Annotated in this window: 12 protein-coding genes and 2 rRNA genes (1 of these 14 cut by a window edge); 13 read left to right on the forward strand and 1 reads right to left on the reverse strand. The window is 50.8% G+C overall.

All coding sequences use genetic code 11. The features are described 5' to 3' along the window. Window positions 1-1,392 (forward strand): 23S ribosomal RNA (locus HH215_RS23200); it begins 1,645 nt to the left of the window's first position. 123 nt (window positions 1,393-1,515) lie between these two features. Next, window positions 1,516-1,632: ribosomal RNA gene (gene rrf, locus HH215_RS23205) — 5S ribosomal RNA — on the forward strand. Window positions 1,633-2,006: 374 nt separating this feature from the next. Here rrf and HH215_RS23210 read toward each other — a convergent pair. Then, a complete protein-coding gene (locus HH215_RS23210; protein WP_169282058.1) occupies window positions 2,007-2,534 on the reverse strand; it encodes a transposase in 528 nt (175 codons plus the stop codon). 160 nt (window positions 2,535-2,694) lie between these two features. Here HH215_RS23210 and HH215_RS23215 point away from each other — a divergent pair, with 160 nt between their 5' ends. The 11 genes from HH215_RS23215 (at window position 2,695) to yabA (ending at window position 12,764) form a co-directional block, all read left to right on the forward strand. Further along, a complete protein-coding gene (locus HH215_RS23215; protein WP_169282059.1) occupies window positions 2,695-2,880 on the forward strand; it encodes a sigma factor G inhibitor Gin in 186 nt (61 codons plus the stop codon). 140 nt (window positions 2,881-3,020) lie between these two features. Next, window positions 3,021-3,638, forward strand: coding sequence for a TetR/AcrR family transcriptional regulator (locus HH215_RS23220; protein WP_169282060.1), 618 nt, complete (start codon window positions 3,021-3,023; stop codon window positions 3,636-3,638). An 18-nt stretch (window positions 3,639-3,656) separates the two neighbouring features. Further along, on the forward strand, window positions 3,657-5,864 hold the full coding sequence (locus HH215_RS23225; RefSeq protein ID WP_169282061.1) for an MMPL family transporter: 2,208 nt from the start codon (window positions 3,657-3,659) through the stop codon (window positions 5,862-5,864). A gap of 27 nt (window positions 5,865-5,891) precedes the next feature. After that, window positions 5,892-7,379, forward strand: coding sequence for an aminotransferase class I/II-fold pyridoxal phosphate-dependent enzyme (locus HH215_RS36495; protein WP_169282062.1), 1,488 nt, complete (start codon window positions 5,892-5,894; stop codon window positions 7,377-7,379). 21 nt (window positions 7,380-7,400) lie between these two features. Continuing rightward, window positions 7,401-8,864: a glycan biosynthesis hexose transferase WsfD gene (gene wsfD, locus HH215_RS23235; protein WP_169282063.1), complete on the forward strand. Its 1,464-nt coding sequence runs from the start codon at window positions 7,401-7,403 to the stop codon at window positions 8,862-8,864. A 26-nt stretch (window positions 8,865-8,890) separates the two neighbouring features. Beyond that, window positions 8,891-9,529: a dTMP kinase gene (tmk, locus tag HH215_RS23240; RefSeq protein WP_169284539.1), complete on the forward strand. Its 639-nt coding sequence runs from the start codon at window positions 8,891-8,893 to the stop codon at window positions 9,527-9,529. A gap of 109 nt (window positions 9,530-9,638) precedes the next feature. Then, window positions 9,639-9,968 (forward strand): cyclic di-AMP receptor DarA, encoded by a 330-nt coding sequence (gene darA / locus HH215_RS23245; protein WP_115995932.1) that lies wholly within the window; start codon window positions 9,639-9,641, stop codon window positions 9,966-9,968. A gap of 22 nt (window positions 9,969-9,990) precedes the next feature. Then, a complete protein-coding gene (locus HH215_RS23250) occupies window positions 9,991-10,434 on the forward strand; it encodes a YaaR family protein (RefSeq protein ID WP_169282064.1) in 444 nt (147 codons plus the stop codon). 55 nt (window positions 10,435-10,489) lie between these two features. Continuing rightward, window positions 10,490-11,467 carry a DNA polymerase III subunit delta' gene (holB, locus tag HH215_RS23255; protein ID WP_169282065.1) on the forward strand — a complete coding sequence of 326 codons (978 nt, stop codon included), beginning with the start codon at window positions 10,490-10,492 and terminating at the stop codon, window positions 11,465-11,467. Between the two features lie 2 nt (window positions 11,468-11,469). Further along, on the forward strand, window positions 11,470-12,270 hold the full coding sequence (locus HH215_RS23260) for a PSP1 domain-containing protein (protein WP_169282066.1): 801 nt from the start codon (window positions 11,470-11,472) through the stop codon (window positions 12,268-12,270). 131 nt (window positions 12,271-12,401) lie between these two features. Beyond that, a complete protein-coding gene (gene yabA, locus HH215_RS23265) occupies window positions 12,402-12,764 on the forward strand; it encodes a DNA replication initiation control protein YabA (RefSeq protein ID WP_375140458.1) in 363 nt (120 codons plus the stop codon). Window positions 12,765-12,823 lie beyond the last annotated feature (59 nt).

The following is a 12,823-nucleotide window of genomic DNA, read 5'->3' on the forward strand; positions in this document are numbered from 1 at the left end:
TGTAGGCAAATCCGCACACTAATACCTCAAGCTGTGATGGGGAGGGAAAATCATAGTACCGAAGGTCATGTACCCACGCTGCCAAGAAAAGCCTCTAGCCAGGAGAAGGTGCCCGTACCGCAAACCGACACAGGTGGGCGAGATGAGAATTCTAAGGCGCGCGGAAGAACTCTCGTTAAGGAACTCGGCAAAATGACCCCGTAACTTCGGGAGAAGGGGTGCCCCGGTAGTGTGAATAGCACGAGGGGGCCGCAGTGAAGAGGCCCAAGCGACTGTTTAGCAAAAACACAGGTCTGTGCGAAGCCGTAAGGCGAAGTATACGGGCTGACGCCTGCCCGGTGCTGGAAGGTTAAGAGGAGTGGTTAGGGGCAACCCGAAGCTATGAATTGAAGCCCCAGTAAACGGCGGCCGTAACTATAACGGTCCTAAGGTAGCGAAATTCCTTGTCAGGTAAATTCTGACCCGCACGAATGGCGTAACGACTTGGGCGCTGTCTCAACGAGAGATCCGGTGAAATTTTAGTACCTGTGAAGATGCAGGTTACCCGCGACGTGACGGAAAGACCCCATGGAGCTTTACTGTAGCTTGATATTGAACTTTGGTACGGTCTGTACAGGATAGGTGGGAGCCTATGAAGCAGGAGCGCAAGCTTCTGTGGAGGCGCCGTTGGGATACCACCCTGATCGTATCGGAGTTCTAACCTACTACCCTTACCGGGTAGAGGGACCGTGTCAGGCGGACAGTTTGACTGGGGCGGTCGCCTCCTAAAAAGTAACGGAGGCGCTCTAAGGTTCCCTCAGCGCGGTTGGAAATCGCGCGCAGAGTGCAAAGGCATAAGGGAGCTTGACTGCGAGACCTACAAGTCGAGCAGGGACGAAAGTCGGACTTAGTGATCCGGTGGTACCGAATGGAAGGGCCATCGCTCAACGGATAAAAGCTACCCTGGGGATAACAGGCTTATCTCCCCCAAGAGTCCACATCGACGGGGAGGTTTGGCACCTCGATGTCGGCTCATCGCATCCTGGGGCTGAAGTAGGTCCCAAGGGTTGGGCTGTTCGCCCATTAAAGCGGTACGCGAGCTGGGTTCAGAACGTCGTGAGACAGTTCGGTCCCTATCTGTCGCGGGCGTAGGAAATTTGAGAGGGGCTGTCCTTAGTACGAGAGGACCGGGATGGACGCACCGCTGGTGTACCAGTTGTTCCGCCAGGAGCACCGCTGGGTAGCCAAGTGCGGAAGGGATAAGCGCTGAAAGCATCTAAGCGCGAAGCCTGCCTCAAGATGAGATTTCCCAATTCGTAAGACCCCTGGAAGAACACCAGGTTGATAGGCTCGGGGTGGAAGCGCAGCAATGTGTGGAGCTGACGGGTACTAATCGGTCGAGGGCTTATCCTAAACGAACTCGTGCGACTTTAGTCGTCACGAATGATGCTAGCAAGACAAATGATACTCACCTTCTTCTGATCGCTTTACTTCGCATCCAGTTTTCAAGGCGCAAGCCTTGAGTTTAAGATCCGGTCTGGTAATAATGGCGGAGGGGTTCCACGCGTACCCATCCCGAACACGACCGTTAAGCCCTCCAGCGCCAATGGTACTTGGACCGCAGGGTCCTGGGAGAGTAGGACGTTGCCAGGCCGGAGAACAAGAAAAGCACCCTTAACCGGGTGCTTTTTGCGTATGTTAAGTATGTTAGAGGGAATAGTTGTGTTACAACGGTGTCCGATCCCCAGCCACGACGAAGATAAGATACTCTCAGTGCGCTGGAAGTGTGCGATCCCCCATCTCTGATGAAGATAAGGTACTCTCAGTGCGCTACAAGTGCTCGGTCCCCAACTCTGGCGAAGATAAGGTACTCTCAGTGCTCTACGAGTGTTCGAATCCCCAACTCTGGCGAAGATAAGGTACTTTCAGTGCGTTTTAGTGCCCAATGTGTGTGTCAATGCCCCTAGTGCGCCGAATATAAGTGTTACTCCCTCAGCACAAAGTACATCTCCCCTAGACCAGAGATCTTACTGGTGATAATAAGAAACTTCTTTAGATTCCAGACGCACGACTCCGTCTCCGCTTTCGCGCCACAGCGACACAAGCAGTCGCAATCGGGGCGTTAGCAACCAGAAGTGCCAGTAAACCATCGCGATGACAAGCGAGGAATGAGCCCAGGGATAGAATATTCCCGCTACGCAGCTCCCCACTAGGATGAGATGAAAATGAAGACGTCGGAACAAGTTTAATTGCGTATCCATAATGGGTAGCGGACCGATCCACGGCCAATCTCTGCGGAACGTCCATTTTTTCTCGGATAATTCGTCTACGCGGCGAATCGTTATCCGTAAGACGATGGCATGAACGATCAGCATAAGAATGACGCCTACGGCGGAATAAACCAACCCGATCCAACCGTATATGAAATACAAAGCGGTTAGTACGAGCAGCGCGGTAGACATGTAACTATACTTACTCTCCGGACGTAGAGCTATTTTACGAATGAGCTTATAATTATAGAAGGTTGCTTCGCGCATCTCTGACGGACTGGCCATCCTTACGGTTCCTCCCTTGCACAAAACGGTTTCTGTTCATTACTATCGGATATTGTTGAACTTATTGTTATGTTTAGTATAGATTTCTTACTATGAATGCGTATATTTTCATAGAATTCGGACATAATAGATGCAACAATAGGGAAGGGCAGGGTTGTTCATGGAAGAGAAGGAAGCGAATACCTGCATCGTATGCGGCCAACCCAAAGAGGAAGGCATAACCGTCGTAACGGAATTTATATGTACATCATGCGAGTCCGAAATGGTGAATACGAATGTGGAAGATGAGAGATATCCTTTTTTTGTTAAGCAACTGAAGCAATTATGGGTCCGATTTCACGTTTAATAGGATGCGGTCGAGCAGATAAATGTCTGTTCGGCTTTTTTTGTCGTTCGGAAAACATATTGACGTTCTGACACATTTGCGCCGGCAATCCAAAACCCTTATAATGCTAACAGGATCTAATAATGAACAGGTGATTACTATTGCAAATTCTTAAAGACGAAATCCGAAACAACATTCTAAAGTCGGCATTACAGGAATTCAGACGCGAGGGCTACATGAAGGCTTCCATGCGTCGGATCGCTCAATCCGCAGGAGTGACTAGCGGCAATATTTATCGGTATTACGCGAGCAAGGAACATTTGTTCGATGCGATCGTTCAGCCCGTCTACGAGCAATACACCGAGTATATTTCGGTTATCCGTCAGGATGTTATTTTCGGCTGTTTGAACGAACCCCCGGACGCTCCAGGCTATTTTAGCAAAATAGAAAATACGATCGTGAAGCTATTCAAGACGTATAGCGGACCATTAATGATCTTGCTCACCCATAGCGCGGGATCCAAGTACGAGAGCGCGAAGTCGGAATTGGTTGAGCTAACCTTCTTCATCCTCGAGAGGGTCGTCTTCAAGATAAAACATGACCAGGGTTCTCTTGCCGTTAATGAAAACGCCCTTGTACAAATGCTTGCTTCGTCGATCGTAGAAGGGCTCTGCCTGATCCTTAGGGATAACGAAGAAGGAGATATTCTGCAGAATCTGGTCGACCAATATCTGTTCGTCTACTCCGAGGGAATTACGAGTTTATTTAAGAAGCTGTAGAAAAAAGGAGCCGCTATCATGAAAACGATTATTAAATGGCGCTGGACGATACTGGTCGTCTGGTTAGTCGCGACTGTTTTGCTAACCGTATTTCAACCGAACGTCAACGAAATCCTGCATCAAAGAGGCCAAGATCCGCTGCCGCAAGATAGCCCGTCCAAGGTTGCCAGCCAACTGCTCAGCAAGATGAACGAAACGCAGGGAATGAATAACATTCTGATCTTCTTCAATGAGAACAAGTTGTCCGAAGAGGATATGAAGCAGATTGAATCCGGTATTCTAAGCTTAAGAGAACAACAGGAAAATCTGGGACTCAGCCAATTCATCGACCCGATTACGATACCGGCCGCGAAGTCTTCGCTCGTCTCTCCGGACGGGACGACTCTGATGGCCAGCTTTATTCTAGAGAAGAACGGACGCAGCGTCGACGACATTCAGAAAGAGATAGGCAACATACTTACCGACGTGAAGGTGGAGTACTACTTAAGCGGCGAGGACTTCATTCAGAACGATTACATTAAAGCATCTACCGAAGGGGTGGAGAAAAGCGCGGCGCTGACCGTTATTTTCATCCTGGTCGTATTGATTCTCATGTTCCGTTCCGTCGTGATCCCTTTCGTATCTTTAGCGGCCGTAGGGGTATCCTATCTCGTCTCTATGGGAATCGCGGCACAGGTAATCGATAAGCTCGACTTCCCGATCACGAGCGTGACGCAGATGCTGCTTGTTCTTATTTTGTTCGGGATAGGCACCGACTATAATATTCTCTTGTTCAACCGCTTTAAGGAGGAGCTTGCGAACGGCAGTTCCATCGACGATGCCATTATCACTTCTTATAAAACAGCGGGTAGAACGATCGTTTATAGCATTCTGACGGTATTTATCGCTTTCGCGGGACTGACCTTCTCGGAGTTCGGAATTTATAAATCCGCCAACGTGGTCGCGATAGGGGCGGTCGTTCTCGTGCTTGAGATCCTGACGCTTACTCCGTTCCTTATGAAAGTACTGGGCACGAAGCTGTTCTGGCCGTCCAAGAAGGTTACGGGTCACAAGGAGAGCCGTTTCTGGGCGAAGCTTACGCAAATATCGGTTAAACGTCCCGTTCTAACTACAGTCATTATCGTGATCCTGCTTATTCCCGTCTTGCTGACCAGCGGGCAGAAACTCAGCTTCGATCAACTGAAGGAACTGGGGAACGATCATCCTTCTACGAAAGGTTTTAGCCTGGTAGGAGAACATTTCAGCCGCGGCCAAGCATTGCCGACTACGGTCGTTATCGAGAACGATAAGGCTATGAATAACAATGATTCTCTGAGCGTCGTGGAGAAGTTAACCAACAATCTTAAGCAAGTGGAAGGCGTACTTGCCGTTTCCAGCGTTACGCAACCGCAGGCCGCGCCGATCGATTTTTTCTATGCTAGCGGGTTAACGGAGGAAGATGGGTCCAAGAAGTTCTTTATCCCGGACGAAGTGCTCGCGAGCCCCGACTTCCAACAATCCGAAGCCAGCTTTATGTCCAAAGACCGCAAGATTACGAAGTTGATCGTGATTCTGAAGGATGATCCATACTCTCCTGCGGCGCTGGATACGGTAGAGAGAATTAACGACACGTTGTCTAGCGGACTTAAAGGTACCTCGCTCTCGAACTCTACGTTCGGAGCGGCAGGACCGAGTTCGACCACTTACGATATGAATAAGGCACAGATCAAATCATTTAACGGAACCGCCATTATCGTCATTGTCAGCGTCTTCCTCGTCTTATTGTTCGTCATCCGTGCTTTCTGGCCTTCGTTGTATATCGTTCTGGCGTTATTAGCTTCTTATTACGTGGCAATGAGCGCCTCTAAGCTCGTTACGGAGTACGTGATCGGAGCGGACGGGGTATCCTCTTTCGTTCCGTTCTTCTCCTTCATCGTTATCGTAGCGGTGGGCGTAGACTATAGCATTTTCCTCATGATGAGATTCAAGGAGTATGGTAAGATTGCTCCGAGCGAAGCGATCGTCAAGTCGGCAAAAAGCGTCGGAGGCGTCATTATCTCCGCGATGGTCATTCTAGGAGGTACGTTCGCCACGCTGATTCCATCCGGGCTAGTACTGCTAATCGAATTAGCTGCGGCCGTTATCGTCGGGTTAGTCGTGCTTTGCTTTATTTTATTGCCTATGCTCGTCCCGGCATTGATGGTGCTTCCGGAGACGCTGAAGAAGAAACGCGTAGGACGTTCATAAGTATACGTGAAAGGGGGCATCCGATATATGACGATAGATAGAAACAAGGCACCCCTATATGAGGCTCTAGCTGCCCATGCGAGGTTACGGGTGCATCCCTTTCATGTTCCGGGACACAAACAACGCGCGGACTGGGGAGAAGGGCTAGCGGCATCCTATTACGAGCCGCTGCTTGCTCTTGATGTGACGGAGCTGTCCGATACCGACGATCTTCACCATCCGGAAGGTCCGCTTCTGGAAGCTCAGACGCTTGCCGCCGATTGTTTCGGTGCGGAAGAAACCCGATTTCTTGTCGGCGGCAGTACGTCGGGCAACCTCGCTATGATTTTGGGAGTATGCCAGCCGGGAGATTTGGTTATCGTACAGCGGAACGTACATAAATCGATTATTCACGGTCTAATGCTAGCGGGAGCTAGAGCAATCTTGCTGCCGCCGCTGATCGACAACGCTTCGGGGTTGGCTACGATGCCCGCAACGGAGCTTCTTCAGGCAACCGTTGAACGATATTCGGAAGCCAAAGCGGTTATTCTATCCGCCCCGAATTACTACGGAATGAGCCCGGATTTGAAGCTGCTCGTCGCGGTTGCTCATAGGAAGGGAATACCTGTTCTCATCGATGAGGCGCATGGCGCTCATTATGGCTTTCATTCGGATTTTCCGCAATCGGCCCTGCAAGCGGGAGCCGACTTGAGCGTGCAGTCGACGCATAAGATGCTGTCCGCTATGACGATGGGAGCTATGCTGCACATGCAGGGAGACAGGCTACCTAGGGAGCAAATACGACAAGCGCTGACGATGGTACAGAGCTCGAGTCCGTCATTTCCGATTATGGGGACGTTGGATTTGGCTCGCAGGCAGCTTCATGCGCAAGGTTCGCAAGCGTTCCATTCCGCATTGGAGAGCGTGAAGCGGGCAAGGGAAGGGATGGAGCGAACCCCTTTTAGAGCGCTTGGTTACGATCAGTACGCGAGTGAAGGAATTTCGTATGATCCGTTAAAGCTCGTTCTGTTCGATGAGGGCGCAACGTTAAGCGGGTTCGAGTTAAGAGACGAGTTGATACAAAGAAATTGCATCGCGGAGATGGCGGACTCGCGTTACGTCGTGATGGCTTTCGGAATCGGTTCCAAGTTAGCCGACGGCGAGGGATTGCGCACCGCTCTGCTAGATATCGCCAAGAATATCTCCTCGGGTCGTGAACGGAAACTCCCTGAGCATACTCGTACGAATACGGGTCGGGTGACTCCGAAGGCCAACGACGGCCTGACGAGCGTTCCAGAGCCGACTTTGTTCGGAAGAGAGGTAGTCTCTGCGCAACCGGTAGAACTAGACCGCAGCGTGGGTTTCATAGCCGCAGAATGGGTGATTCCCTACCCGCCGGGCATACCCGTGCTCTATCCTGGCGAAGCTATTACCGAAGACATCGTAGAGCAACTGAGGCACTGGAAATACGAGGGCGCGCAAATTCAGGGAGCCCGAGACCCCGAGCTTCGAACGATTCAAGTAAGGAAGCCATAATGGAAGTAAAGAGGTGTGGCAATGTTTAAGGGGACAGTCAACGCGGATATTCGTAAAAGCATTGCGATCATAACCGGCGTTGCCGCGAGCGTGCTGATTATCGTACTGATTATGATTCCCCCCGTTATCGGGTTAGCGGATAGCGGCGATTTCGGCCGCGTGTTCGGCATAACCGGATTGACGGTGCTTGATCCGCAGCAGTCCTACGAAGAGTTATATTTCAACTATGCGCATCAGAAATTCGGTTACGGCGGCTATACGTTAGGCGGTTACATCTCTACGCACGTCGTTCTTGTGGCCGTTGCCGGATGGATCGGGAGAGTCTTTAACGGAGAAGTATTCGATATTCGGATACTCGGGGCTTGTTATTCCGTCTTGTACGTGTGGGCGATTACTCTGCTCGTTAGGCATACGCCGGAAGCCGCTAGCCGAAGAAATACGTTAATCCTATCGATCCTGTTAGCGCTTAGTTTGATTTTCATATTCGGAGATATCGGCTATTTGGCGTTTTTTCAATCCTTTTTCGGAGAGCCGTTTGCTTTGATTGCCATGTTACTGTTGGTTGCTTCGATCATGGCAATAGCCTCTTCTCCAAGTCCGACCGGTAAGGTGTTAGCACTGTTCATAGTAGCCGCGTTGGCGGTAGCGACCTCGAAAATTCAGAACGCGCCTCTAGGTTTTGCTTTTGCGTTGCTCGCTTGGAGGATGATCGGTTTACGGACCGATGCGAAATGGAGAAAACAAGTATGGACCGGCGTAGCGGTGTTGGCGGTAGCGTCCGCTTTAATGATTATCGTAGCGCCTGATCGACTGAAAAACACGAATTTGTATCAATCGATTTTTTACGGAGTGTTGAAGGACTCGCCGCATGTGGCAAAGGATATGGAGGAGCTTGGGATTCCGGAGAAATACGCCGTACTGGCAGGAACGAATTATTTTCAGAAGGATACGGCCATCCCGCAGAAAGACCCCGTCTTGAGACAGGAAGTACTGGAGAAACTGAGTCATAAGGACATTGCTCTGTATTATTTGCGCCACCCTTCAAGATTCATGCAGAAGCTGGATAGAGCGGCGGACAACGCGATGTTTATCCGGCCTTATTACCTGGGTAATTATGATCAATCGGCGGGTAAACCTCCGGGTGCGATTACTTATCGATTCAGCGGATGGAGCCAGTGGAAGCACGAATATATGCCGCGTAATTCCCTTGCGTACATAAGCCTATTTCTGGCATATTATGTCGTGTTAGGCGTAGTATGGCGGTTAAACCGCTCAAGGAGGCTGCGACTGGTTGCCGAGACTTTGGCGATCGTTGCGTTGGCGGGTATTTTCTCTTGCGTTGTGCCTCTTATTGGCGATGGAGAAGCCGATCTAGGCAAGCATTTGTTTATGTTTAATGTCTGCTTTGATATGATGGTAATAAGCGTACTCACGGGAATCGTATACGGGGGTATTCGCCTCGCGGAACGAGCAGCCCGGAGGTAGCGTTATGTTTGAAAGGGGAAAGCCAGGTGTCGGGCGGACTGTTTATTACGATAGAAGGCGGAGAAGGAGCGGGCAAGACGACGCTTATCTCCAGATTGTCGGAAAGAATATATAAGGAAACGAAACGAAGAACCCGCAGTACTCGGGAACCCGGAGGCGTTCCGATCGCGGAATCGATCCGCAAGGTCATTCTGGATACGAAGAATACGAAAATGGAAGCCAAGACCGAAGCCTTGTTATACGCGGCGGCTCGTCGGCAGCATCTCGTCGAAATCGTAATGCCGGCTTTAAGCAAGGGCGACATTATAATCTGCGATCGTTTCGTAGACAGCAGTCTTGCTTATCAAGGATATGCGCGAGGACTCGGGATCGATAAGGTATGGGAGATCAATCGATTTGCGACTGAAGATTGTATGCCGCACCTGACGCTGTATCTTGATCTTGATCCGGAGTTGGGCTTGTCTCGTATTGAAGCCAATGCCCATAGAGAGGTGAACCGACTCGATCTGGAAAGCCTATCCTTCCATATGAAGGTAAGGGAAGGGTATCTAGAGGTCATGAAAAGGTTTCCCGACAGAATTCGAATGCTGGATGCTTCGGGCAATCCGGAAGAAATCGCCGATCAAGCGTGGGAGCACGTAAGCGGATCGTTAAGCGGACAATAAGCAAAAAGAGGATTTTAGCGTACGAGTGTCCAATTTATAAGGTAAGAAGCAAAAGTTAGCGATATAAAGCTGCAGACCCCTATTCAAGAAATTAGAGGAGGCCTGAACGATGAAATTACTGATTGCCGTAATTCAAGATAAGGATAGCAACCGGCTGTCGAATGCGTTAATTAAGGAAGGGTTCCGGGCGACCAAGCTGGCGAGTACCGGAGGATTCCTGCGGGCGGGCAATACGACCTTCCTGATCGGAATCGAGGACGACCGGATTCAAAGCGCCCTTGACGTCATTCGAGCCAACTGCAAAGTACGCGACCAGCTTGTCACGCCGGTATCTCCCGTAAGCGGAGCGGCGGATTCTTATATCCCTTTCCCGGTCGAAGTACAGGTGGGCGGAGCCGCCGTGTTCGTGCTTCCGGTCGAGCGGTTTGAACACTTCTAATGAAGCCGGGCGGTGAGTTAAGATGAAGATCCAGTCAGGCTACTATCCCGTCAACAAGGCGGTGCAGCGCGGAGAGATGATGGCGAGACCGACGCAGACTCAGAACTTCGGCGATATGATGCAGCAGCAGGAGGAGCAGAGGACGCACGAGGAGCTTCAGCGGAAGCTCGAAGACATCCGGCTGCAGGGCGATCGGTTAACCCGTTCCATGACCGTTCGGGAACTGGTGCTGTATCGGCAGATGGTCAAAGCCTTCTTGGAGGACACCGTCCGCCGCGGCATTGCATTGAAGGAAACGAAAGGCTGGGACCGTAGAGGTCGCGGCAAAAGATATAAATTGCTGGAAGAGGTCGACGCGATGCTCGTGGCGATGGGAGAAGAGCTGCTGCAAAGCGAGGAAGGCAGAATCGACCTCCTTCACAAGGTCGGCGAAATTCGCGGCATTTTGATTAATATTTTATTTTGATTTTGACCCGCCTCTTTGCGATTGCGGGTAGGTCATAGGGTAAGGAGTTCGCATCATGGGTTTTCACCACATATCGGGACAGGATCGGGCGAAAGCCTTGCTACAGAATGCGCTAGCCTCCCATAGAGTCGCCCATGCCTATCTGTTCGCGGGACCTCCGGGTTCCGGCCGGATGGAGATGGCGAACGCGTTTGCCCAAGCCCTGTTCTGCGAGAAAGGCGGCAACGACGCTTGCGGTGAATGTCTGGCTTGCCGCAAAGTATTGCATGGCAACCATCCGGATCTTCACGTCATTAGTCCGGACGGGGCAACGGTTAAGATCGAACAAATTCGAACGCTGCAGCGGGAGCTTTCCTATCGCAGCGTCGGTGCGGGTTATAAGGTGTATATTATCGAAGGCGCCGAAACGATGACCGTTCAGGCGGGAAACAGCTTGTTGAAGTTTTTGGAGGAACCGCCCTCTCCCGTCGTCGCCATCCTGTTAACGCCAAGCGCCCAATCGGTGCTTCCCACTATTTTATCGCGGGCGCAACTGGTTGCTTTCGTGCCGGGAGATCGGGAAGCATTGGAAAACGCTCTCGTTGCGGAGGGTAAATCTAAGCTTCTGGCACGCGCGGCGGTGAATCTGGCATCCGGGTTAAATGCCAGTAGAAAATTGGTAGAAGAGAATTGGTTTGCAGATATCCGAAACGTAGTGATACAATTAGGCAAGGAGAATCCAACCCGGTTCACTGCGAGTCTGCTTCAAGCGCAGCAGCAGGTTTTTAAAACGGATCTCTCCGAACACGTTGAAATATTGCTACAGCTGTTAGCTTTGTGGTATAGAGATATGATTTACGCAATGACCGACCGCCAGGATAAGATGGTATTTCCGGACCAAGAGGAATGGATTTCGAAGATGGCTTGGAGTCGTTCGATCCAATCTTGGGTTACCGTAATGGAATCCGCTCTGACGGCGGCAAGACGAATAAAGGCTCACGTAGCGCCGCAATTAGCGCTGGAGCAATTTCTGGTGAACGTGCGGGAGGGATAGATTTGTACGATGTGGTGGGAGTCCGCTTCAAGAAAGCGGGCAAAATCTATTATTTCGATCCCGCCGAGCATCCGGTGTCCAAAGATCAGCATGTCATCGTGGAAACGGCGCGTGGCGTAGAATACGGCAAAGTCGTCGTCGGCCCGAAGACGGTAGGAGAAGCGGATGTCGTTCTTCCTTTGAAGAAAGTCATTCGAGTAGCCGGCGATCCCGACGCGAAGGCGGTCGAGGAAAACCGCGGAGCAGCTAAGAACGCATTTACCGTTGGACTGCAAAAAATCAAGGATCACGCGCTTAAGATGAAGCTCGTGGACGTGGAATACACGTTTGACCGGAATAAGATCATCTTCTATTTTACGGCTGAAGGCCGCGTTGATTTCCGGGAACTGGTCAAGGATTTGGCCGGCGTATTCCGGACCCGCATCGAGTTGCGGCAGATCGGCGTGCGCGATGAAGCCAAGATGCTCGGCGGAATTGGTCCGTGCGGGCGAGTGCTCTGTTGCTCTTCATGGTTAGGCGATTTCGAACCGGTCTCCATCAAGATGGCGAAGGACCAGAACTTATCGCTTAATCCAACGAAGATCTCAGGCTTGTGCGGCCGCTTAATGTGTTGTTTGAAATACGAGCATGACAATTACGAGAGCGCCAAAGAAGAATTGCCGGCAGTAGGCAGAGCGGTTGTCACTTCCATGGGCGAAGGCAAAGTCGTGGGAATCAATATCGGCAGTCGCAGCGTACACGTTCAGTTGTTCGACCTGGGTAAGGTGAAAGAGTTGCCATTTGACGATGTCGTCTTGAAATGACTTGTGACGACTGTGCGCATGGGTTTTGCTAGTAAGCAGTCACACTTATGACGACTGTGCGCGATTAGCATCGCTGGCAAACAGTCGCACTATTAATCGACATAATCGTGCCTTGAGGTGGATCGTTGTTCATGAAAGACATTTTCCTCCGCGTAGAAGAGCTCGAATCGCATTTAGGAAACGTACATGCCGACTTCGGGGATCTCAAGCTGAAGATTAAAGAGCTGCTGGAAGAAAATCAGCGGCTTAGAATCGAAAATCAGCAGTTAAGAAAAGTGCTCAAGCGGGAAACTGAACCCGTAGCCGTAACCCAGGAAGTGGCGGAAGAACCGGCTGCCATCAAGGGAGAACCGCCTTTAGCGATGGCTGTAGGCGAGGGATACGATAACTTAGCCCGTCTGTATCACGAAGGCTTTCACATTTGCAACGTATACTACGGTCATCTGCGAATGGAAGGCGATTGCTTGTTCTGTTTATCTTTCTTAAGTAAATAAGTTAAGTGTAGTCGGATAGAAGCAACGGCCTCTCGAGGGTTCGTTGCTTTTTTTTGTCC

This window comes from Cohnella herbarum, assembly GCF_012849095.1.
Lineage (GTDB): Bacteria > Bacillota > Bacilli > Paenibacillales > Paenibacillaceae > Cohnella > Cohnella herbarum.